General features: G+C 48.0%; 16 protein-coding genes. 4 read left to right on the top strand and 12 right to left on the bottom strand.

The window, feature by feature from the left end:
- Positions 1-103 precede the first annotated feature (103 nt).
- The 6 genes from C2M17_RS14080 to C2M17_RS14055 all read right to left on the bottom strand — a co-directional run bounded on the left by C2M17_RS14080 (position 104) and on the right by C2M17_RS14055 (position 11560).
- Complete coding sequence (locus tag C2M17_RS14080) at positions 104-3595, bottom strand: S8 family serine peptidase (protein ID WP_105201358.1); 3492 nt, start codon at positions 3593-3595, stop codon at positions 104-106.
- An 865-nt stretch (positions 3596-4460) separates the two neighbouring features.
- Positions 4461-6275, bottom strand: a complete 1815-nt coding sequence (locus tag C2M17_RS14075; protein WP_105201357.1) for a S8 family serine peptidase — start codon at positions 6273-6275, stop codon at positions 4461-4463.
- 854 nt (positions 6276-7129) lie between these two features.
- A complete protein-coding gene (locus C2M17_RS14070) occupies positions 7130-9382 on the bottom strand; it encodes a tetratricopeptide repeat protein (protein WP_105201356.1) in 2253 nt (750 codons plus the stop codon).
- A gap of 4 nt (positions 9383-9386) precedes the next feature.
- Entirely contained in the window at positions 9387-10151 is a 765-nt protein-coding gene (locus tag C2M17_RS14065; RefSeq protein ID WP_105201355.1) for a response regulator transcription factor, read from the bottom strand.
- Between the two features lie 140 nt (positions 10152-10291).
- Positions 10292-10609 (bottom strand): hypothetical protein, encoded by a 318-nt coding sequence (locus tag C2M17_RS14060; RefSeq protein ID WP_105201354.1) that lies wholly within the window; start codon positions 10607-10609, stop codon positions 10292-10294.
- Between the two features lie 117 nt (positions 10610-10726).
- On the bottom strand, positions 10727-11560 hold the full coding sequence (locus tag C2M17_RS14055; RefSeq protein ID WP_105201353.1) for a mechanosensitive ion channel family protein: 834 nt from the start codon (positions 11558-11560) through the stop codon (positions 10727-10729).
- Positions 11561-11736: 176 nt separating this feature from the next.
- Between C2M17_RS14055 and C2M17_RS14050 the strand changes: the two genes are divergently transcribed.
- The 3 genes from C2M17_RS14050 to C2M17_RS14040 all read left to right on the top strand — a co-directional run bounded on the left by C2M17_RS14050 (position 11737) and on the right by C2M17_RS14040 (position 14120).
- Entirely contained in the window at positions 11737-12111 is a 375-nt protein-coding gene (locus C2M17_RS14050) for a hypothetical protein (RefSeq protein WP_105201352.1), read from the top strand.
- A 39-nt stretch (positions 12112-12150) separates the two neighbouring features.
- On the top strand, positions 12151-12870 hold the full coding sequence (locus C2M17_RS14045) for a methyltransferase family protein (protein ID WP_105201351.1): 720 nt from the start codon (positions 12151-12153) through the stop codon (positions 12868-12870).
- A 131-nt stretch (positions 12871-13001) separates the two neighbouring features.
- Positions 13002-14120 (top strand): GGDEF domain-containing protein, encoded by a 1119-nt coding sequence (locus C2M17_RS14040; RefSeq protein ID WP_105201350.1) that lies wholly within the window; start codon positions 13002-13004, stop codon positions 14118-14120.
- A 2-nt stretch (positions 14121-14122) separates the two neighbouring features.
- Here the strand turns inward: C2M17_RS14040 and C2M17_RS14035 are convergent, their stop codons facing one another.
- The 5 genes from C2M17_RS14035 to C2M17_RS14015 all read right to left on the bottom strand — a co-directional run bounded on the left by C2M17_RS14035 (position 14123) and on the right by C2M17_RS14015 (position 21152).
- Positions 14123-15271: a catalase family protein gene (locus C2M17_RS14035; protein ID WP_105201349.1), complete on the bottom strand. Its 1149-nt coding sequence runs from the start codon at positions 15269-15271 to the stop codon at positions 14123-14125.
- Positions 15272-15280: 9 nt separating this feature from the next.
- Positions 15281-17509 carry a c-type cytochrome gene (locus tag C2M17_RS14030; protein ID WP_105201348.1) on the bottom strand — a complete coding sequence of 743 codons (2229 nt, stop codon included), beginning with the start codon at positions 17507-17509 and terminating at the stop codon, positions 15281-15283.
- Positions 17510-17567: 58 nt separating this feature from the next.
- Complete coding sequence (locus tag C2M17_RS14025; RefSeq protein ID WP_105201347.1) at positions 17568-18611, bottom strand: SMP-30/gluconolactonase/LRE family protein; 1044 nt, start codon at positions 18609-18611, stop codon at positions 17568-17570.
- Positions 18611-20626 carry a patatin-like phospholipase family protein gene (locus C2M17_RS14020; protein WP_105201346.1) on the bottom strand — a complete coding sequence of 672 codons (2016 nt, stop codon included), beginning with the start codon at positions 20624-20626 and terminating at the stop codon, positions 18611-18613. The genes C2M17_RS14025 and C2M17_RS14020 overlap by 1 nt, the downstream gene beginning before the upstream one ends.
- Positions 20627-20858: 232 nt before the next feature.
- Positions 20859-21152 carry a hypothetical protein gene (locus tag C2M17_RS14015; protein ID WP_105201345.1) on the bottom strand — a complete coding sequence of 98 codons (294 nt, stop codon included), beginning with the start codon at positions 21150-21152 and terminating at the stop codon, positions 20859-20861.
- A 333-nt stretch (positions 21153-21485) separates the two neighbouring features.
- Between C2M17_RS14015 and C2M17_RS14010 the strand changes: the two genes are divergently transcribed.
- Positions 21486-22262 (top strand): tetratricopeptide repeat protein, encoded by a 777-nt coding sequence (locus C2M17_RS14010; protein ID WP_105201344.1) that lies wholly within the window; start codon positions 21486-21488, stop codon positions 22260-22262.
- Positions 22263-22613: 351 nt separating this feature from the next.
- On the opposite strand, the gene C2M17_RS14005 is transcribed toward C2M17_RS14010, so the two are convergent.
- Positions 22614-23027, bottom strand: a complete 414-nt coding sequence (locus C2M17_RS14005) for a hypothetical protein (RefSeq protein ID WP_105201343.1) — start codon at positions 23025-23027, stop codon at positions 22614-22616.
- Positions 23028-23076 lie beyond the last annotated feature (49 nt).

Here is a 23076-nt window from a genome sequence, read left to right as displayed (position 1 = left end):
ATTAATACAATCCCTATTTTCTCTTGTTGATTTACGCTCTAGAGATAAACGTAAATTAAGAAGAAAAAGGAAGGCTCTAGAGAGCCTTCCCAGGGGTTACAACTTACTTGCGTTTACCTTTAGTCTTAGGAGTAGCCGCAATGGTTTCCTCTAAAGAACAGTTGGCAGTGCCAGTTTCACATACTTGGTAAGTGAAGCTAGTCGCAGTAGAGTTAAAGCGGTCTGTGTAGCTTGTTTTTCTCACACCTGAGTCAATTAGAGCTCCGTCACGGTATACATCAAACTCAGTTGCAGTTTGTGCAGTCCAAGATAGGCTTGCTACTACACGGCCGTTAGAGGCTTCAGCAGTACCTTGTACAAAGATAGTTGGCTCTGGTACAGGCTCAGTCACAGTTACTTCTTTAGTGATTGAGTGCTCGGCACCGTCATCATCGCTTACAGTTAGGGTTACAGTGTAAGTACCCGCAGCTGTGTAGCTGTGTGAAGGGTTAGCTAGAGTTGAGCTAGCGCCGTCACCGAAGTCCCAAGAGTGAGTTGTTACCGCACCGTCAGTGTCACCAGATAGGTCAGTGAACTGAACGTTAAGGTCAGTAGCGGCGAAGCTGAAGTCAGCTACAGGCGCTTCGTTTGCAGGTGCATCTACAACAGTCAGAGTTACTTGCTTCGAGTCGAATGCTTCATCATTATCCCACGCTACCGCAGTTACTGTGTGGTCGCCTGCAACTAGTGAGTTAGTGCTGAATAGACCGCCAGTACCAATCTTACCGTTGAAGTTTGAGTACCAATCGATACGTGAGCTGATGTCACCTTCTTCTGCGTCGATAGCTGTTGCTTCGAAGGTTACGCTGTCGCCTAGGTTGAAGCTAGTGCCACCAGTAGGTGCAGTGATAGTCACTACAGGTGCAGTGTTTTCAGCCGGTGGTGGTAGTATCGCGTCACCGTTAGATGCTGAGATGCTCCAGCTGTTAAGTACGCCGTTCATGGTGTAGCTTGACGTATCTTCAGCGTATAGGCGCCATTTACCCTTGCTTGACTCACCTGCGAATTCTACTGGAGTAAAGGTATGGATAAGGTCTTTATTCCAGAAGTCACGCCAAGTTACTAGTTTCACTAGAGTACCAGCAGGAGACTGTAACCAAACGTTCAAGTATTGAACTGAATCGTAAGAGATGTTTACAGACACTTCTAGGGCATCGATAGCAACACCGGTAGGTAGGTCGATTTCAGTGAATACACGGCCGCCCCACTCAGGAAGTGCAATGGCTGTGTTGTTAGAACCACTTACCGTAGTGTTAGCAGCTGCTACAGAGAACTCGATGCTCTGGTTAGTCGTTTGACCCGCTGAGTCGGTAACAGTAGCGGTTACTACGTGGTCGCCAGCAGATAGGTCAGACTTAGTGAAGCTTGCACCGTTGCCGATAACACCATCAACACTTGACGTCCATACAACAGTTGAAGTTAGGTCGCCATCTTCAGTGTCGCTTGCATTTGCAGAGAAACTTACAGTTTCGCCAACAAGGAAGGCACTGTTGTTTTCAGGAGTGGCGATAGACACGTTAGGAGCGAAGTCAGTAGCACCTAGAGGAGCGCCGCTTAGCTTCAACGTCCAGTTGTTTAGAATACCGGCGTTGTTGTTGTTGTGGTCTTCTACTTGTAGCGTCCAGTTACCTAGAGCGTTATCAAGCTCGTGGTCGTAGTTTACAAAGTCCATCTCAAGACGGTTACCCGCTTGGCCTTCGAAGCTGCGAAGTACAGACTCTTTACCGTTAGGTGCTACTAGCTTGATCACTAGGTCAGCGATGTTGTCGTGAGTGATGTCAACGTGACCTGCAACCTCAGTGATGATCATTTCGTGAGGTACATTGATTACGCTCTCAGCTGGTGCTTCTGGTGCATCATCGGCAATCAATACCGCTTCGTTATTGCTGAAGCTGGTAGAGGTGCTGCCTTCAGGCCATACACGAAGAGTTAGAGGTAATGTCTTAGTGATATCACCGTCTACCGCTGTAACCGTCATTTGGTATGTACCAGGAGCAGTTGCAGTTGTAGTGTTGATAGTCATAGTTGTGGCTGTGTCAGCAGCAACTGGGTTTTGACTAAATAGCACTTGTGCATCTAAAGCTGGAACAGTAGACAGGCTTAGAGTCGCATCGCCTGTGAAACCACCGGCAGCGGTAAGGTCGATAACGAAGTCTTGGCTTTCGCTTTGGTTAACCGTTGCAGACGAAGGTGTGGCATTCATAAAGAATGAAGGACCCGTACCGCCTGAATCAGCCAAGGCATTAAACACGTTCATGCGCTTGCCGTTGATGGTTTTGCCTTGTAATGCGGCTACGTCATCACCCGTGCTCATTAGAACCTGTTTAAGCTGCGCAGTAGTTAGGTCTGGGTTACCAGATAATAGAAGCGCTGCAGCACCGGCTACGTGAGGCGTGGCCATTGAAGTACCGCTTAGTGTGTCATAGCCACCACCAGGAACGGTTGAAACAATGAAGTGACCAGGAGCGGCAATGTGTACTAGCTCGTCACCGAAGTTTGAGAAACCAGAAAGGTTGTCTTGGCTGTCGGTAGAAGCAACGGCCATTACGTTTGGTACGTCATAACCTGCAGGGTAGAAACCGCCTGGATCGATATCAGATGAATCGTTACCTGCTGCCGCTACGAATAGCATATCGGCGTTGTTAGCTGCTGTGATTGCATCTTTAAGAGTTTGCGTGAAACCACCGCCACCCCAGCTGTTGTTAAGAACGCGAACGTTGTTACCAGCATTTTTAAGACCGATCATATAGTCGATACACTGAACGCCATCGGCTAGGGTACCACCACCTGAACCCAGGAAGCTACAACCTACCATGCTGGTACGCCAGTTTACACCAACAACACCTAGGTTGTTGTCACCTTGAGCACCGATAGTACCGGCTACGTGAGTACCGTGAAGACCAGTGTCTTGAGGGTTACCATTGTCTAGGATGGCTGAGATACCGTGGATGTCATCGATATAACCGTTACCGTCGTCATCGATACCGTTTCCAGGGATCTCGTTCGGGTTGCGCCAGATGTTGTTTACAAGGTCAGGGTGTTGGAAATCGAAACCTGTGTCGATAACACCCACGATTACTGATGCATCACCGATGGTGTAATCCCATGCCGCTTCGGCAGAGATTTTTTGCATGCCGTAAAGGTTTGCATAGCTAGGGTCGTTAGGAGTCGCTTGATGCTTAACGATGAAGTTAGGCTCTGCATACTCTACAAGTGGGTGGTTTTTAAGGCCAGCCAATACCGCATCAACTTTACGGCCTTGGCCAAGATCTAGTACCGCAAGGCGACCGTTAGCAATGTTGCGTAGGCGGTCATCAACACCGTCATTGTTTTTATCTTTGAAAGATACGCCAAGGTTGCGAGCAAGCTCTTTACGCTCTTTCTTTGCTACTTTTTGTTTGAACTTAACGATAACAGTTTGTTGATCGTATTCTGGTGCTGCTTTGTGTGGCGCTTGCGCTACTGCTAAAGCAACAGGACTGATACCAGCTAATAGTGTAGTACCTACTAGTGTTTTGATTAGTTTGGAAGATGACTTCTTGGGCGTTTTCATCATCTGATCTCCTGTTGTATGTAAATTTAACTTATGGTTGGTTCACTTGTACGTACCCACTTCATTCTCCCTGTAAGTCGCACGCTCGCACTTCTTGTATGCGAATGTATATAGTTATATACCTTCATTTGTATATGATCAATAAAAATGACGCAAAAAATTCACATTTATTTATAAAAAACGTATAGAAAGTATGCAGAAGGTTGATTTAAAAGGGGTTTTTATTACAGGAAAATGACAGAATATTTTTTCTTCATCGGAAGAATTTCGTGTTTTTGTCTATTGATGTGTAAATTGCAATAGAATTGTTAGCAGGACAAATGTCCTGTAAAGCCAGTATTTATGCACTATTGCGCGTTATTTATGCAGAGATGTGCAGGGGCATTCCCAGGCCGGAGAAAAACCCAGAGAGCATGTAAATGTATATGAGTTTGTATCACAACCTGCTGATTTTAAACCGTGGCGAGAACATGTATACACTGTATACAAACGAACTCCGAGTGCTGGCCGATAGGCGCTCAGCCTTGCTGGAAAGCGGAGCAGGGGACTGGTGTCAAAAGAGCAGAGTCTTGCACTAAAGCTGCTTGTGGGGCTTTAACTAGGGGTTTTATAAGCCTTGAGAGGCTGACCTTAGATGCCTGTGTTAATACCAGGGGCAAGGGGGCTCAAGGTTGCAGGTGTTCCTCGTTGGCAAGCTGTTGGCAGCGCCTGATGCATTGGCCAGGTTAAAGCCATCGCTTATATGGGGGGCTTGGTACGCGCAGTGGCGTTAAAGAATTTGGGTCGGGTATATAAAGAAAAAAAGCAGAGGCCCAATGGGGATGGGCGCACTGCTTTGGTTAAGGTCCAACTAGAAATTAGTTTCTGCTTAGAAAGAGATCACTTGCTCAGCAGTACAGTCTGTGGTGTTTTGATCACAGGCTTTATAGGTGTAGGTACCGCTAGCCTTACGTGAGAAGGCATCGTTGTACTGAGTACCATTGGCAACAGTGGCGATTTTGGCACCATCACGGTAGATATCTGCACTACCAGACGACGCACCTAGGGCTACAAGCTCTACCTGGTTTTTGCCTTTGGCAAAGGTATGTGTGGCGCTCAGTGATAGCTCACCCGGAGTTGGGGTGTTGCCACAACCGTTTTGCGTTAGGTAATCGTGCGCGGCCTTGGCCTTAACGATACCGTAACCGAAGTATACGTCGTGACCCGCTGCACCTTGGTCTTCGGCAGTCATCTTCAATGCGTCACGGATTTGCTCACCCGTACATTCGGTGTGGTTTGACCATACCAGGGCTGCAACACCGGCTACCGCAGGTGAAGCCATAGAGGTACCGCTCATGTAACCATAATCTGATGCGGTCACGCTGACGTTGATTGATGCAGCGTTAACTAGGGCATCGCGGTCAGCCAAGTCTGCGCCTACAGCAGGAATTGAAGTGCTGTTGAAATCACCTAGGGTGCCATAAAGTACGCCATCAACGTTGTTGACGATAACCGCACCGACGCCGCCTGAGGCTTCACAGTTAGCAACTTTATCGTGGAAGCTGATATTACCGCGGTCGATAACACAAACACGACCATTAGCGCCGCTGTCAACAGACTCTGCTGTGCCCATGAAATAAGCTGCAGCCGTAACATCACCGCCGTTTTCCATGCCCGCCGTGCTATAGAAAGTACCATCGGCATTTAGCGCTGCAATGCCCGCCATGCCCGCAGGGTAGGTAGAAAGCGTTTGAACGCCACCGGCTGTTGCTTCAACGCAGATGGTTTCATCGAAGTTGGCGCGCTTGCCGCGGCCGGTTGTACAGCTTGGAAACTGAGAAAAAGATGCAATCTTGTTATCAGCGTCGTTGGCACCAACCATCATTACTGCAGGGTAGGCTGCAGGATAAGAAGCAGCTGAGTTACCATCGTTACCGGCCGCCGCTACGATCAGACCACCATTGGCACTGAATTCAGCAAAGGCATTACCTTCAATGCTGTTGCTGCCGCCGCCACCTAGGCTCATGTTGATGATGTTGGCACCGGCCTGGCTACATAGGTTAGTTGCATGGGCAAGATCTGAAGAGTAAGCCCAGCCGCGCTCGGTGAATACCTTAACAATGTGCATTTCAACGCCTGGGGCCATGCCCACTACGCCGTATTCATTATCGCTGGCGCCAATGGTACCGGCTACGTGCGTGCCGTGTGGACCACCGTTTACATTCCAATCGCCTGTGCCTGGGTCATAATCACCCGTGATGCCAGCCCAGTTGAAATCAGGGTTTGATTTATCAAGACCAGAGTCGATAACACATACTTTCATGCCTGCGCCGGCGATGAAAGGTACTTGGTTAGCCTGTGACTGATACACAGCATACGGTGTAAGCTGACCGGTCATAGGGTTGCCGGCATCGTCGTTGTATAGAGCGAATGGCTTACGGATTTGGTCTTTTTCAATTAGTTTTACATGTGGGTTATTAAGAACACCCTTAACCTGAGAAAGGTCCATGCCAGGGAAGCTAGCGGCAAAGAAACCTTCGCCATCTACTTTAATTTCTGCGCCAGACTGAATGGCTAGTGCTTTGATAACGCCTTTACTGTTGTTATCAACCTGGATTACAAAACGAGAATCGTCTGCTTGAGCGCTTGCTGCTGCGCTAAGTGTTAATGCCGCTAAGGCGCTCGCTATTTTTGTTACCTTCATAACTTTGCTCCAATGTGTGTAGGGGTTGGCGTTACCTTGGTGTTGTCCGTACACCGCGAAAACGCGTATGACCTACAAGTTGGTGTTCAATGCTATTTATCTTTGCGGCTTCTGGTGCTCAGGCATAAATATTTGAACTTGCTAAAAAATATAACGTGATCCCTTAACTCTGAGAGGAGTGAGGAATCAATTTCAATGACTCAACATATACATTTATATACATATGGACACTAAAGATCAAATAAATTTAACCTTTTGTACACAGTGATGACAAAAAACTTTCAAAAAAATCCTAAATAAGTATGGTAAGTATCGGAAAAATAGAAGAATTATTCGATAAGTTGCAGTTATCAAATTAACTGATAATTTCTTGGCAATTTGCGTATAGGTCGGTCACTTTATTCCCAAAGTGGGTCTTTATGTTGTTTTTTTGTTGGGATAGAAGCGACCTAATGTGGGTCGGTGTTGTGGGCGATGCTTTTTTTGTCGCCGACAAAGGAAGAATGTTGCTTAATCGTCGCTCTGAAAGCCCGACTTACAACCTTGGCGGCAAAAGCCGGGCTACAGCGTGAATTATGTGCATATTTGTCGGCCTGAAGGCCGACCTACCACGAGATGGTGCCTATATGTAGTTCGGTGCTTTGCGCCGACAAAGGAAGAATGATGCTTAATCGTCGGGCCTAAAGGCCGACCTACCACGAGATAGTGCCTATATGTAGCTCGGTGCTTTGCGCCGACAAAGGAAGAATGATGCTTAATCGTCGCTCTGAAAATCCGACGTACAACCTTGGCGGCAAATGCCGAGCTACAGCGTGAATCATGTGCATATTTGTCGGCCTGAAGGCCGACCTACATTAGGCGTTATTGATGGTGGGTGGTTTTTTCGGACAGCGAATGGTGAGTTTGGCGCCGCCTAGGCTCGATGAACCTACGATCAACTTACCACCATGGGCTTCGCTTATCTTTTTCGCCAACGCCAGACCCAGGCCCACACCGCCGGAATCGCGACAACGACTTAAGTCGAGGCGCACAAAGGGTTCGATTACCCGTTGGCGCTCGGCTACGGGAATACCGGGACCGTCGTCTTCAATACAGATCTCATAATGGTGCGCTAGGTTATTTAAAGTGACATGCACCTGTGTTTCGGCAAAACGGGCGGCGTTGCGAATAATATTGGAAACAGCGCGGTTTAATTGATGACTGTCGGCTTGCACCACACAAGGCTGGGGCCCCTTCTCGGTGAGCTCGAAATGAATATCAGCGTAGAGGTCGACATGGGACTCGAGTTGTCGCGACAGTAGATTGCCGAGCTTAATTTCACTGGTGTGTAGCGCCCGAGATTTATTCTCTAATTGGATAAAATCCAACGCTTCTTTGACCAGCTTTTCGAGCTCGGTAAGGCCATTATTTATCTTGGTGGTTAACAGCTTGCCGTTGTCGCCATTAAGTGAGTCCTCAAGCATATCGAAGGCCAGTTGTACCCGCGCCAAAGGCGCCCTAAATTCATGGGCTACCGCTTGAATCAGCTCGCGCTGCGATTTGATGTTTTCATTTAATGAGCGGTTTATCTTATTTTGATGCATCCGCTTTACGAAAAGCAGGATAAAGGCAAAGCTGGCGCACAGGGAGGCGATCCACACATTACGTGTGTATCTTTGCTGTTCAATCTCGCTGCGTTTTAGGCTTTGATCCGCCTGCAAGAGTTTGATCTGCTGTTCTCTTTTTTCTGCTTCAAAGTGGCTTAATAAGAAGGCAACGCGCTGATCGCTCTCTGAGTTAAACATTTCATCGTTGACCTGCTTGAACAGCTCCAGGTAGTGAAGCGCTTCGGCCAGTTCATTCTTGTCCTTATAGATCTGATAGAGATACTGATAGGCATCGCGCACCATGCGCTTATCTTCAACATCCGTTGCCACCTCTATGGAGCGATTAGTTAAATGTATGGCTTGGGTTATCTCGCCTTTGAGTCTGGCCGTTTTGGCGCTGACCAACAAGGCATTGGCCTGCAGGGGGATAATTTTTAAATCAATGATTTTTTGCAATGCTGGCTCGGCGTATTCCTGAGCCAAGCCCGCATCACCCAACTCTATATAGGCGCTGGCAATATCAATTTTTATACGTGCCATCATGGCAACATCATCCAATTCCTGGGCAAGTTCCAAGGCGGATTGATATTGATGTAGTGCCGCATCAAATTGGTGTTTTCGTTGGTGCACGGCTCCCAGGTTGGTCAGCATTTCGGCAATGCCAAGCTTGTCCTGCAGGGTTTCGTAATAACCCAGTGCCCGCTGCAGGTAAGACAAGGCCATATCATAGTCTTCAAGATAGAAGTAGGTTAGGCCTATGTTGCCAAGCACCTGCGCCAGGCCGGGAACATCGTTAATACGCTCGCGTATGGTCAGGGACTTTAGTTGGTAATCCAGGGCTAAACTGTAGTTGCCGCTGGTGCCGTGTATATTGGCCAGGTTATTGAGAGATACGGCGATGCTTTTCTCTTCGCCAATTTGCTGTTGCAGTTCAAAGGCGCTTTGAAAATACTCCAGCGCTTTTTTTGGCTCGCCCAAGGTCTGGTGAATAATGGCAATATAATTGGTGGTGTTGGCGATGCCGCGGGTGTCTTTTTGCTCCTCGGCTATCTCAAGTGCCTGCTCAAAGTTTTTCAGTGCGGACTGGTAATTGGCGGTACGCCAATAGATGATCCCCTGCATGGTAACAGATACATACAGGCCGCGTTTATAGTCGGCTTCTTTAGACAAAGCCTGGCTTTGATCGGTACGGGCCTGTGCCTGCTCGTATTGGCCCAGGGTGATATGGGCCCAGGCCATGTTATTAAGTACCGTGATCTGACGCTTAGCATTAGGATACTTGGCAAAGATGGCCAAGGCCTGCTCGGCATAGTCTAAACTGCGCGGCGGATTGTTATCACGATAGGCTTCAACCAGCTCGGTTAAAATCAGACTTTTGTCTGCGCCCTTGGCCTGCGGCAGTTGTGCCTCAAGCTGTGCCACCGAGTTTTGTTCTGTACCGTCATTACCCTGCACCGAGGTACTGAGCCAAAGCCCGGTACCTAGGAGTAAAAATAAGAGTAATACCAGTTTAAAGCGCATCGTGTTATCTATCCCCTACAAACAGATAGCCTTTACCGTGGATAGTTCTAATTCTAGTCGAAGGATGGTTATCATCGCCAAGCTTTTTACGAATACGTGATACGCGCAAGTCTATGGTTCTATTGGAGCTTTCATAGCCAAGCTTGGCAAAATGCTCGGATATAAACTCCCTGTCGCAGATCACCCCAGGATTGCTGGCAAGCAGCGCCAGTAATTCAAATTCCGCTGTGGTCAAATCTACGGCCTTGCCGTTTTGCTCGGCGCTTTGATACTTCTTATCTATTACCAGATCATCGAACTTTATTAAGGCCTCATCTTCAACCGGCTCTTGTTCCTGTACTTCTGTACTAGGTAAAGGCGCCACTTCATGAGGGTTGCGGCGCAACAGAGCACGTACCCGGGCTAGCAGAACCCGCGAGCGCACCGGCTTGGCTAAGTAATCGTCGGCACCGGTTTCGAGGCCGGCTACTTCATCAATGTCATTGTCCAAGGCGGTAAGCATAAGGATAGGGCCGTCGTAGGTGCCCTCTAACCCCGGGTACCCATAGCGAGCCTGGCGACATACAGACAGTCCGTCCATATCCGGCAGCATGACATCAAGCACCACCAGAGTAGGCTGCTCGGTGATTATGGTTTGCAGCGCTTTCAAGCCGTTGTGCTCAATTTTGGTTTTATAGCCGTTGGTTTCAAGAAACCCTGACACTAGTTGCGCTAACTCGATGTCGTCATCGACGACTAAAATCCAGTTATTATCTTTCCCATTCATCATATTGCCCAGATAGTAACATTTTATTCATAACTCGGTCATCATACATGAGATTGTATTGAGTTGTATATCAATGTTTTGCACTCGGGTAAGGGAGTAAAAGTGGCTCCCGGCGGCATTTCTTACAGGTGATGGCCCGGTTGCTAATTGAAATTACGACATACCTGCCGCGCGACTTCTTCATTGTGCTGGCTAGGCTCTTGCTTATAGATAAGGTAATACTTTTCGCAGTGACTGCCCTTGGTGGCGATAAAGTCGGGACTGAGTAGATCCGGGGTCTCATTTAACCGCGCCTGCGAGGGCGTGAGTGGGGGACTAATCTCGGCGCTGGCTACGGGTTCAGCATCCGCGGGTTCATCTGCAAGCATTATCCCTATCAGTGCGATAGCAATAAGAATCAGCATGGCTGCGGCGAGCGGAACTTTATTGCGGATATTTGCCGACATTAAACCAAAGAACATATTTACGCCCTGTTTTTAAACACTTTTTATTTGCTATGAGTATAGCCTATTGGCGCGGGCTAGGGTGGCAGGGTCTAAGCGTGCAGGCACGCCGGAGCGTGCCCTAGATTAAGAAGGTTAAGAATGGGCTTCTTGCTTAAGTGTAACCACACGCTGAGGAAAGGGGATCTCTATATGCGCCTGTTGTAAGGCCTGAAATACTGCCTTGTTGATTTCAAGCCGGGTGGCGACCTTGGCCTTGGTGGGCGCCCAATAGCGATATAAGATCACCACACTGCTGTCGGCAAATTCGTTAATCCCTACCTGAGGTTTGGGTGTTTGCGCGATACCCGTTTGCGACTCTAATACTTCAGAAATCAAGGCTTCCGCCTGCTCATAATCGGCATCGTAGGCAATGCCGATGGTACCTTCTTCTAGAGAGTAATCGAATGAATTATGGATGATTTCACCGACAATATGCTTGTTGGGAATGGTGATCTCCACTTCGTCTTCATCGCGTAAATGCGTCATGCCCAGCTCAATGGCGCTGACCTGACCTGTGACGCCCTTAACCGTAATGGTGTCGCCGACCACAAAGGGGCGGGTGGCAATGATGGCCAGACCCGCGCCATAGTTTGACAACATGCCTTGCAATGCCAGACCAGCACCTAGGGAAGCAGCACCTATGGCGGCGACGAAGGGAGTCACGCTGATGCCTACTTTACCCAGAGCGATGACCACAAAGGTGACAATAAGTAAGACGCGTACCAGGTTACTGGTAAAGGTCGTCAGGGTAATGTCTATGTTACGGCCCTGCATTAGGGTGAATATCCAGCGGCTAATGCGTTGTGCCAACCAGAGGCCGAAAACCAGTAGTATCAGAGCCAACACCAGCTGAGCACTGTAAGTTACTAGGAAATCAATCGCCATCTGGTAGTAGCGCTCTACCTGGGCTATTTCTTGTTCGATCATCTAAGGTTTTTTCTCGAATAATGTGTTTGCTAAATAGTAACGACTTAGGGCGGGTAATTCGAGTGACAATTAGTATTTGAATCTATAATTAGCAAAGGTTCGCCAAATAATTGCGTCTGGGTTTTAACGCTTACACACAGAGCCCGACGCCACAGTGATAATTACACGTTGGAATTATGAAATACTGGAAACTCATTATTGCCTTATTATTTTCGTCTGGCTTGTTTGCCGCAAACGAGAATCCGGACGCTGCCTTGCAACAAATGAGGGCAGATGCCCTAGCGCGCATTGATGTGATCGCCTGCCTAGATAAGGGCGGGGTGATAAAAGCTGTGTGTATGAATGCCATCCCCGCTTGTATATACAAGTATCCCGATGCCGGCAAACAATGTCGCAGTGGTTCTGAATGCGAGGGAGATTGTCTTGTTGTCGGCGATTTTGTGGCCGAAGGCAGTGAAGTCATTGGCCAGTGCAAGGTTGATAATGATCCCTGCGGCTGCTACCAAAGAATTTTCGATGGCGTCGCCGAATACGCCATGTGCACGGATTAACCAGCAAGTCTCGCTGTTAACCCTTATTTTGGGACTGAAATGCCAGCCAATTCACGCTTAAAAGCCGCTCAGCAAAGCATGACCACACGTCAATGGCTTGACCTTATCCTGCTGTATCTTTCATTTCCGGTGATCCTATTTATTTGTAGCTCGGATATTTATTGGTGGCAGGCCTGGGTTTATTCGGCACTGGTGTTTGTCTTTGGTGTTGGCGGGCATATGTTGGCAGAGCGACATAATCCTGGGCTGATAGCCGAGCGGCATAATATTGAAAGCATTAAAAAAGCCAAACCCTGGGATAAGGTACTGGCTCCTTTAATGGCCATCAGCATAGGTTTTCCCATGATCATAGTGGCCGCGCTGGACCATAGGTATTCATGGTCTGATGCTTTTCCCCTGTGGCTTAATTGTCTGGGTTTTATCTTGGTCGCCCTTGGCTATTGGTTTGCTACCTGGGCATTGGTGGAAAACCGCTTTTTCGCCAGTGTGGTGCGCATTCAAACGGAGCGGGGCCATGTGGTGTGTGATACTGGCCCGTATCGATTAATTCGCCATCCCGGGTATGCGGGAAGTATTCTGGCCTTGTTTGGCATTGTGCTAGCGCTGGACTCTCTTTGGACTCTGATCCCAACCGCTTTCGCTATCTTTATTACCCTGATAAGAACTCGATTAGAAGATAAAACCCTGCAAAACGAGTTAGTGGGTTACAGGGATTATACCAAGCGGGTGCGCTATCGCTTGATCCCAGGCGTATTCTGATTTAATCAATAAAGTTACCATAAGGTTAAAAATTCACATTGATTAAGTAACATATAAACAAAGGCTGTGGCAGAATAAGGTCACAATAATAAAGTGTGCGGCCACAGCGCCGTCGGTAAAAATCGCTCCCTATGATAAGAAAACTTGTTCACCTGGGTTTTATAAATATAGGCACGGATCGCCTTGAACATGTTGAAGCAACAAAGGTGCAAACCACTAACCTGGTCAGTGTGGTGACCTGTGTGGTTGCCTTGTTGTACGCTCTGTATTTTCTTCTTTCTTTAAACCAGACCTCAGTCGCGGCTATTAACTTGGTCTTTGTTGCCTGTTATGGCGTGGGTTTGTTGTTCTCCCATAAACGCTTCTACCGAGGGGCCAAGGTATGGTTTTTTACCGTACTGATGGCACACGTTTACCTCTTTAGTGTGCATACCTTTGGCGTCGGTGCTGGATTTCATTTTTATTATCTCATTATCACCCCTGGGGTTTTTCTGCTCTTTAACGAAAATGATCGAGTTGAAAAATTTGTCTTTAGTTTAGCCGGCGGCATCCTCTTTTATTTATGCTCCGAGGCAGGGGGCACCACACCCATTATCTCGCTCGATGGCCAATCTGAACGCCAGTTATTTTATTCGGTTATTTACGTGACCATGATAGAAACCTATTTCATCATGGCTTTACTCAGCCACAACATAGATCTCTACCAAAAAGAGCTAAAGGCCCTCGCTGCCACCGATGCGCTGACGGGGATCAACAACCGTCGCATGTTTATGTCGATAGGCGAAGAGCTGTTTGAAAATGCCAAGCGTTATCAGCACCCCATGTCATTACTGCTGCTGGATATCGATTACTTCAAAAAGATCAATGACGTGCACGGTCACCTGGTCGGCGACGAGGCATTAAAGCAAGTGGCCGCAACTCTCAAGGCCAACCTAAGGGCCAGCGATTCACTGGCGCGTTATGGCGGCGAAGAGTTTGTGGTGGTGCTGCCCGAAACCGATATTGCCAGTGCCCTGGCGGTGGCTGAAAACCTGCGCCACGCCATTAGCACGATTCAAATCGAGCTTCCCGGCGAGGCGGCGCTGACCTTTACCGTGAGTATCGGCGCCGCGGAAAAAACACCCGACACACCTTGTCTGATGGGCTTGCTTACCTGTGCCGATAACGCCCTGTATCGCGCCAAAGAAACGGGACGCAATAAGGTCATAAACCATAGCCAGGACGAAGAAGCCGCTCTAGCGTTTAGCTAGCATTACTCGGCTTCGCACTCACTGCCGTCGAGCTTCAGGCACCAGCCCTTTGGCTCGAACATCTCCTGGCCGTTTTTATCATGGCGATAACGGGAGACGCCGTTGTACACAGCTTTGCGTAAGCGGTTGATCCCGCCCACAGGCTCCAGCGCCTTTACGGCATGCCAAGGGGTAAAAGACAGGTTTTCACAAAACTGATTTTGCTCCTGGGTATCAAAGTGCTGCTCGGGTATCTCAACCCGGGCGACCTTGATAAAGGGTGAGTCCTCGCTTTGCCATTTTACCCTTGTGTCTTCCACCGGCATGTACTTATCCGTATTTTGCAGTTGCACCATAAAGTCGAAACAGGCGCCGGTTTGACCAAGGTTCTCGCTCAGTTCCTGGCGTAAAAAGTTGGGCTTATCACGGTTTACGGCGATGGCGGTGTTGCTCGTACAGGCCTTGGCGCTGTATTTCATAAACTGCTCTTGGCCCAGACGATAGGCCGAGAGACTGTGATATTGCTCGGTTAGCAGGCTGTCTGGCGCCGTCTTGAGGGTTTTAGCGCCGAGGTAGAGCGACCTCAGGTGCCACTTAAAGATGTTCCAGTTAAAGTCATTGAAAAAGTAACCAAACTTGCTGCCTTGTGCCTGGTATTGCATAAACTTGGCATATTCGGCGACGTCCTTAATAAAAAACACATCGCTGTTGATCATCACAAAGTCCTGGGTTTGTGCATCCTGCTCCAGCGGCAGCAGCTTTTTACCGTCAACGCCCATGACTTTAATGGCCATGCCCCTGGCATCTTTGACGCCATCCGCTTGGGGTCGGGTATCGCCGCTGGAAAAACGAACCCAGGCCTGATATTGATCCGGCTTGGCAAATATCCCGTGCTTTAAGCGCGAGTCACTGAGCGCCGGTACGCTAAAAGTAGCCTTAACACAGCCATGGGCCTTGGCATGGACATCCCTGCGGTATGGGGCAGGCGCCGTGGCTGCCTGGCTGCGATCCACCATTTGCACCGCCGATGAAATAATATCGGCGATATGGGTTTGCTCATCGGCTGGAATAACAATCCCCAGGCTGCTTTGCTTTTTGTCCTGGTTAATGACAAATAACACCGCGACCAACGCAATGACGCCGGTTAGGCAAAAGACTATCAGTTTTTTCATCTTGTTCCTCTACAGGCCTTCGCATTGAGTCGATGGGCTCAATCCCGAAGCGTTCGCATTCACGTTAGCGTGCGCGGGCTCAGGCGAGTCTTTATGTATTTTTAAATACTCGATAATGGCCAGGCGCTCCTTGGGCGCTAATGCCGGGCCGATGACACCATATTGGGGCGGATTACCCGGTTGGTAGGGAATGTAGCCATCCCTGAATTCATGGCCGATATTTTTATTGCCGTCTTTTTGGGTATCAAACAAGAAGGCATGACCCGCTTCTTTTTCGGTCACATAACCCAGATGCACCGGGTCATATTCCCTTTGCCCAACCCAAAACTGGCTGTCGCGCTCGGAGACTGGCGAGAGCAGCTGGTAGATATTGGGGACAGAACCATTATGTAAAAACGGCGGTGTGGCCCAAATGCCTTCTAAGGGTCTGGCCTTGTAGATCATTTTTTGTTGCGGTAAATCCAAGGCGCCAAAGCCGTCCATACAGGCTTGCTTTTCTGGCGAGAAGTTTTTGTCTTGATAGTACTTCTCTCTTAAATAGATGCCGGTAATGTTGAGTGCTTCACCCAGACTGAGCGTCTCTACACTGAGCTTGGCTAACGCATCGTCCAAGGAGCGCAGTTGCTGCTGAATTAGGGCGGTTTTGATGTCTTGCTGAACATCATTATCGCCTTGCTCAGCAATGAGCTGGTCCAAATCCGCTAACTTGGCATATTTGTTTTGCCAGTTGTTAAAGCGCTGCTCTATGTCCTGGTATTGCTGCGGATGGTCGCTTATCCAGTTGGTAGTTAAGGTTAACGCCTCGGCGTTTGGCTGAGGTTGTTGCAAAAACTGCTCTAGGCGCGGCGAGTTAAGAAGCACCTTGGCCAGTCGTTGTAACTGCCTGATATTCATTTCTCGGACTTTTTGCGCTATTTCGCTGTTACTCAAGCCTGTTTTACTGAGATCAAAGCGGTAGTTTAGAAAGTTGTAGGCGGCGTTGGGGTCTGTGCCGACCTCATTGACGGCCAGCTCGCTCATTATCCACAGTGGTTGGTCTTTGCCTTTTAACGGCGTTTCGATTTGTTTCACCAAGTCGCTGGCAGGGTGTGGACCATGACAGCCGGCGCAATGGCGCTGAAACAGCTGTTGTCCCTCGGCCGCTTTGACTCTATCGACCGGGCCAAAAATATCTTCCGGCCACTGCGGTGGCGAGAGTTTTTGCAAGGTGGTTTCTATGGTGAAGATTTGCTCGGGCAACACCGAGGAATCAAAACGCTGCTCAGGAGGTAATGGATTACCATAGCTGTCGATCAATGCAATGTGCGCGCCGACTCCAAGCGATTCACCCATGTTGCGCGCCATGGGCTGTTTTACCGAGGCGCCATATTGCACCCAGTTAAATTTCCAGATATTCCAAAGCGGCGGGTAGTTAACCGGGCCGGTGGCCTTATGATAATTCTCTGCCGACAGATTATCGCCAAAAACGGTATTGCCGATACGGGCCAGGGCATCGGTGCGGCCAAAGCCCTCGGTCACCGGATACAGGCCTTTACTGGTATCGTTAAAGCCCTGGGTTAAAAAGCGCATTAACACCTTGCCGAATTTTTTCCTGAGGACGGCCTTGTTGTGGTCGTTATATTGCTCGCCCAGTACCTGGGTAGCAAAGCGATCAAATTTAAGTGGGTTGAGATAGGTACTGGTCATAGATGCCACCAGGGTTGGCACAAAGTGACCCAGTTTCATGGTGGTAAAGGCATGCATGGCCTGGCCGCCATCGATGCGCAGTGCATAATGTTTGCCGTCTTTTTTGTAGTTGAGCTGACCGTTATGACAGGCAGCGCAGCTTAAATCCAGCAGTTCGCTGGCCGATGCCTGGTCGAAGTGCTTGGTAAAGCCCAAGGGGTATTGATAGGGGTTTTCAGGACTTGGGGTGTCATCGACGATAAAGCCGTAGGCCTTTAAATGTCCTGGCTCGGCAAATCGCGTCTCCCCCCAGGGCATTTCCAGGTGCGCCAGCCAGTCATATTCCATGCCCTTTAAGCCGGTGCCCTGTGGTGTGTAATAGTAGGTTTGACGCTCGGGCGAATGTGCCTCGAGCCCCCAGCCCTGATCCAGATAGCGGGTTTCTTCTGTCGGCACATAGTCCGGGATTTGCGAGGCGGGATAATGCACCAAGGCAAATACACCAAGGCCAGCCAGTACGATTACACCCGTCACATAGACCAGGATACGTTTTGTTATTTTTATGAATGTCATTGTATTAACCAAGGTTAAGAGGAAGAGGGGGGAGCCTCTCCACCGAGTTATTCCCGAACTAGCCGTTAAACGCCAATGTTAAGCCGGCATTTTTCATTTGTGCTTTTACCAGCATGCCGCTGGCACCCAAGGTGATATAAGCGGTTTTATTGTCTTCGCCACCAAAGCAGATATTCGAGGGCAAGGGCGCATACAAACCCTCGCCCAGATTGATCTCGATATATTCCAGTACCTCTCCTTCAGGAGATACGACGGTAATACCGCCATTGCTAAAGGGGTTATTGCCTTGCGGTAACATGGTGGCCAGATACAGGTTACCCAGCTCATCGACCGCCATGGAGTCATAAATAGCCTGGCCTTCAAAGCCTGTGAGCAGGTAAGTGCCATCGAGCGAGTTGGGGTTTGGGGCAATTTCACCGGGGGCCGACAGCTCCCAGTAGAGCAGTCGTCGTGTATAGGTCTCCACCGTGTACAGGCGCTTGCCATCGGGCGACAGGCCGATGCCGTTTGGTGCATTGAGCGGAAAGACCATTTGCTTGATGCTGGTGCCGTCGGCTGCGGCATAGTAAATGCCCGTGATATCGCGGGCACGGCCATCGTCTTTGCCCCAATCGGTAAACCACAGGCCGCCTTTGCTATCAAAAACCAGATCGTCCGGCCCGCGCAGCGCAAACTCAGGGATAAGGGGCTGGTCCTGCCACTGCATCTTGGTCATATTTAACCGCCGGCCGGTATGGCAACTTGTATATAAGGTCTCTACCTTGGACGTCGCTAAATTGACCTTATCTATGCTGCCACCTTTATATTCGGGTGACTTTCCTGTGCCGATAAACAAGGTTTGTTTCGGCAGAGGGACCGGCAGCCATTCAAAACCACCACTGTTACACACATAGACCTGGCCATCCGGGCCGATGGCGGCACCGTTTGGGCCACCGGCTATTTTAGCAACTAGGGTTTTATCGCCCTGGGGCGAAACCCGGGTTAGTTGCTGGTTTTTGATTTCAACCAGCAGCACGCTACCGTCTTGCATATAGACAGGACCTTCCGGATAGCCGAGTTGATCACAAACGATTTCAAAGTTGGAACACAAAAAACTCGACATTATTGCTCTCCGCTGGTGGCCGTGGTCGCTAAATCAACCGACTTAAGCATTTGATGGGTAAGTTCGAAGCCCAACTCCCGGTAGGCTTCAAACTGCATTTCATCAAAAAATTGATTACTGGTGCTCTGATGTGGGAAATCAGGGTTTATGCGTTTATAACTTTTCAGCTCTTCATTCACATGTTGGATCATGCTGGCCTTCACATAGATAAAGCGGCCATAGCTGCCATCGTCGTAGGAAATTTTGCCTTCGGTCCAGGCAATATTAGATGTGGCCGCTTTTTGATTAATGGCACTGACATCGATGGCTAGCTTGGCACCAAAATCAACCCGAGCCAGCTTAATGAGTCTGGCCAGATCCTGGAATTGGTAGTTGGGATCGGCACCGGCATCGCAACACACTATCAGCTTGCATTTACGGCGTATTAATTCGTAGCAGGCCAGGTTTTCAAAGTGGCCGCCATCGGAGAGATGAATGTAGGACTGGTGTTCATTCAAACCCTGGCCGAACATATCCTTGAACATATACATGTACCACCAGGGTTTATTGTAAAAGTTTGCCGGTTTGGTGGGTTTATTCGGGTTTTTCAGCCAGCAGCCCAAACGCAGATTCAGCAGTGACATGATAAAGTTCAGCTGCTTAGAACGGGTCATGGGCGTATTGGTGGCGATGGCTGCGCCGGAAATAGCACAGGCGCTGGCCAGGTCTAACTTACCGCCCATGTAATCCTTGGTCGCCCTATATCCCGTGCTGTCGGAGCCCGAATATAAGGGCGTCAGGGTAAAGCAGTCGCCACCGCGGTTCTTATATTTAGCATTGGTTGAGCCCAGCAATTCAATGTTGCAATTAATGATGGGAAAGGGCGCGTCTGTGGCTTTAAGCTCGCCAAGTAATAGCTGCTTATCATAGCTGAGCGTTTGTTCGCACTGCTCGTCATTAGTATCGCGTTTGGATAAATGACAGGGCATAAAGGCGTCTCTTAATCTGTCTCTGTAGTAGCCGTGCATAGACACGGCGTTTATATTACAGCCCAATACCAGGAACACAGATAAAATCAGCAAGGGATAAAATAGGGTGGGTAGCAATTCCCACTGCACTGCAAAGTGATAACTGATCATCACAAAACCAAAGCAGGTCAGCAGCAGGCCCAAGTCTATCAATATGCTGGTCAGCGAATATTTAATATCGGCGCTGCCATTTCTGTGTGCCGCATACCGGGTGATCAGCATACCCAGTAAAGAAATACTAAAGCTGGTGTGCACCAGCCACTCGGCAAAACGCTCAAAAAATTTATGGAAAATAGGTATATAACCAAAGGCTAACATGGCCAAACCCAAGGGAAAGAGGTTACTTAAGTAATATCTGAGCGTTTCTGTGCGGTGGTTCGCCCGCGCAGACTCGAAGCCCGTGCTGATGGCGGTCAATAACATCAACCCAAAGCTGGCAATGAGTGTTATAAAGCCGGCGCCCCGTAACAAGGAAAAGCCATTAAAGGGAGCGTGGATGGCTATGGCCCAGATATCCGTAGAAAATTCATAACTTAATAGAAAAAGCAACAGCAAGAGCACGGGCACCATGATCAACATATTGATCAGGGTCCCGGTTAAGATGGCCGTTAATAGAGAACTTTTATCGACGCCAAACCCGGGCGTTAAAAAACTGCTGTGCGCTCTGAGCCAACCAAGAATGTCGGTTGCGCGCTTATTATGGCGATTGGTGCTAAAGGGGAACTGACCGGGGAAACGGGATTTAAACCAGGTATAGGAGGTGGCAATGTAACTGCCGCCGCTAACAGAAGACAGGTAATCGAACTGCGTGAGTTGGTCGTTTTTCGCCAACGCCTGCAACACCCCGAGGTTGAAGGTCGCCGAGCGGATGCCGCCGCCGGAAAACGCCAGTGCCTTGGTATCTTTGTCGCCGTCACAGCCTAGGTTGCAGGCGGCTCGTCGATCGCTCAGCCATTGCTGCTCCTGATTTTCAATATCCTGATTAAATGTTTCTTGGAAGGAACTCATTGTTAAGTTGTTGTTATTATTTTGGTTGTATTATCTATGTTTCCACAATTAACTCAAACGATACCTGTGTTTATTGTTATTAGTAGCGGGGAAAGGGCTGGAGTAGGGAAGGCCTGCCTTGCAATTTAGCCACCAGAACTCAGAAGGCTGGTGGCTATTTACTTATGATTCGGCCGTATGTGAGCGGTTAAGGACTCTTCTATCGCTTGAGCTGCAGAACAATGTAACCTAGCTAGTCCATACAAGCGTCGATGGAAAGACCCAGTTCATCGGCGACGAATTGGCCTAGTGCCTCCATGGTGTCATCATCGATAATTCCGGCTTCATATAATAACCGCGCTAAATTACGTAAGCCCATTCTCGGGGTGGGTTGCTCACTGCTGTGCTCGCCCATAGCCCCGGTTTGTGCAAAGACCTTGGTTGCCTGTCCCCAGCATGCCTGTTGCGGATTTTTTGCCTCCGCAGCGACAGCAAACGACGACGCTAAAAGTACTGCTGATACCATGGTGTAAGACATTATCTTCATTGAATTGATCCTTATGATGGGGGAAGTATCTGTACGTACTGCGCGTGTACGAATAAAAGAATAGACCATCACAGGAAGTCTGTTGAACCTGTAGAGCAGGCCGGGTGCTTGTGAGGTAAGTGTTTTTCCATTACTTTATGATTTAGTGAGATTTTTATTTAATAGCGCGTTTATGTGGCCTTTACTGCTCTGAAGGTTTGCTTGGCTTAGCTTCACAAATAAGCATATTAAATGCTTTAGGCGGCAATCTATATGAAAGTTTTCGTTTCTTCCGACTTAGGAATAGGCTAGGTTTATATTAAAAAATACTTCTATAAACAAAAGGATAAGTAAATGAAGTATATTTCATTTTGCGCTTTATTTTTATTTTTCAGCGTTAAATCATACAGTTTCTATGAAAGTCAAAGTTCCCTGCCTCTTGATTTAATTATGGAGGATATTGACAATCAGCAGGCTCTAGATAAAGAAAACACTATAAAGACCTTATATCATAAATTAGAAGAAGGTAACCATACCGCAAGTTATATATTGGCTTTTATATATTATACAGGCTCTTATGGTGTGGAAGTTGATATTGATAAAGCTATTAGCCTTCTTTCATTGCCAGTAGAAAAGGGGAATCTAGACGCAAAGCATTTATTGGGTACTATACTCATAACCCACGAAGAAATTAATAATGCACGGAAAGGAGTAAGCTTATTGGAAGAGTCGTTTAAGGGCGGAGTCATAGACTCTTCCATAAATTTATACCATGCATATAAAAAAGGTAAATATAAAAACGTCGATTTCCTTAGTAGTTCTTTGAGGGTCGCATCTGACCAGGGGGATTACATGGCCACAGTTTTTTGGGGGCATGTAATGTTGGATATATCTATTGTCGAAGAAAATCATAAGCTGATTAATGATGCTGTTTTTTATTTGAAAGAAAAGTTCAAGTCAGGAAAATATACAAAGGAAGTTAAAAGGGATATTTACTACTTATTTGTTGGTATTTATGGGTACCCTGACTCGCCTTTGTATGATGAATTTTTACGAGATTTTTATATGAAAAGAGCAGCAGAAAATGGCCATCCATTCGCAGAAGAGTTCGTGAAAAAATTCTTAAATTAGTTGAAATGAGAACAAGGTGTAAGAGCGTTTGAATTTAGTCTCTCAGCTTTTGAATCACTCTAGTCTGGTCTCACTCTAAGCTTTTTTACCAGCCCAACCTCAGGGGAAAAGCCACTTGGGAAAGTTGTCGGAATAGGCCGCTAATCTTTATCGAATCTAATACCAGGGTCGATTGGAAAGCCTGCTAATAGAGAGTGTTGCAAGGATAAAGGTCAGGGGAGCATGCTGCACAAGGAGCCGGTTCTTTAGTTTGAATTGGCCGTCGCTCATTCTTCGCGGGTTACGGCCAAACAACTATTAATTAAATATCAGTACTGCGGTGCGGCCTACATGGTGCAGGCGCCATAGCGATTATTTGAAATTCGCACAAACCTGCCTGGCTATTTCCATATTTTGTTTAGTAGGTTCCTTTTCGTATAAATCATAATACGTTTTGCACATACTACTGCCATTGGCACTAAGGCCGTTTATGTCTGGATTAGACTCGACAGAGTTAAGTGTATCTTCAAAGACGATTTTTATTTTTTGCCTGTGATCGAACTCAGGCTTTAGTTCTTCCATGCGCTTCTGAACTTGCTGCTCAAATGTTAGAGAAGTTGATTGGTAAGTAGGAGTAGAAAACAATTGCTCAAGTTGTTTGAGTTCCTGTTTTTGAGTCTCATGTTTTACATATGCAAAAATAGCCAAGAGCAAAAGGCTAACCGATAAAACGGCTAAAAAGACGACTAGATAGAGCTTATTGTAATTTACAGGTTCACGTTCCATGTTTAATCCCCTTGTTAAGTTAGGTAAGAATAAACAAAAAAGAATAATA

Source organism: Pseudoalteromonas sp. T1lg10, assembly GCF_002964545.1.
GTDB lineage: Bacteria > Pseudomonadota > Gammaproteobacteria > Enterobacterales > Alteromonadaceae > Pseudoalteromonas.
This window is presented reverse-complemented; position numbering and strand designations above follow the sequence as displayed.

What these genes read in the sequence shown, in the direction of transcription:
- C2M17_RS14080 (WP_105201358.1), bottom strand. Translation starts at nt 3,595, where the DNA reads ATGATGAAAACGCCCAAGAAGTCATCTTCCAAACTAATCAAAACACTA.
- C2M17_RS14075 (WP_105201357.1), bottom strand. Translation starts at nt 6,275, where the DNA reads ATGAAGGTAACAAAAATAGCGAGCGCCTTAGCGGCATTAACACTTAGC.
- C2M17_RS14070 (WP_105201356.1), bottom strand. Translation starts at nt 9,382, where the DNA reads ATGCGCTTTAAACTGGTATTACTCTTATTTTTACTCCTAGGTACCGGG.
- C2M17_RS14065 (WP_105201355.1), bottom strand. Translation starts at nt 10,151, where the DNA reads ATGATGAATGGGAAAGATAATAACTGGATTTTAGTCGTCGATGACGAC.
- C2M17_RS14060 (WP_105201354.1), bottom strand. Translation starts at nt 10,609, where the DNA reads ATGTTCTTTGGTTTAATGTCGGCAAATATCCGCAATAAAGTTCCGCTC.
- C2M17_RS14055 (WP_105201353.1), bottom strand. Translation starts at nt 11,560, where the DNA reads ATGATCGAACAAGAAATAGCCCAGGTAGAGCGCTACTACCAGATGGCG.
- C2M17_RS14050 (WP_105201352.1), top strand. Translation starts at nt 11,737, where the DNA reads ATGAAATACTGGAAACTCATTATTGCCTTATTATTTTCGTCTGGCTTG.
- C2M17_RS14045 (WP_105201351.1), top strand. Translation starts at nt 12,151, where the DNA reads ATGCCAGCCAATTCACGCTTAAAAGCCGCTCAGCAAAGCATGACCACA.
- C2M17_RS14040 (WP_105201350.1), top strand. Translation starts at nt 13,002, where the DNA reads ATGATAAGAAAACTTGTTCACCTGGGTTTTATAAATATAGGCACGGAT.
- C2M17_RS14035 (WP_105201349.1), bottom strand. Translation starts at nt 15,271, where the DNA reads ATGAAAAAACTGATAGTCTTTTGCCTAACCGGCGTCATTGCGTTGGTC.
- C2M17_RS14030 (WP_105201348.1), bottom strand. Translation starts at nt 17,509, where the DNA reads ATGACATTCATAAAAATAACAAAACGTATCCTGGTCTATGTGACGGGT.
- C2M17_RS14025 (WP_105201347.1), bottom strand. Translation starts at nt 18,611, where the DNA reads ATGTCGAGTTTTTTGTGTTCCAACTTTGAAATCGTTTGTGATCAACTC.
- C2M17_RS14020 (WP_105201346.1), bottom strand. Translation starts at nt 20,626, where the DNA reads ATGAGTTCCTTCCAAGAAACATTTAATCAGGATATTGAAAATCAGGAG.
- C2M17_RS14015 (WP_105201345.1), bottom strand. Translation starts at nt 21,152, where the DNA reads ATGAAGATAATGTCTTACACCATGGTATCAGCAGTACTTTTAGCGTCG.
- C2M17_RS14010 (WP_105201344.1), top strand. Translation starts at nt 21,486, where the DNA reads ATGAAGTATATTTCATTTTGCGCTTTATTTTTATTTTTCAGCGTTAAA.
- C2M17_RS14005 (WP_105201343.1), bottom strand. Translation starts at nt 23,027, where the DNA reads ATGGAACGTGAACCTGTAAATTACAATAAGCTCTATCTAGTCGTCTTT.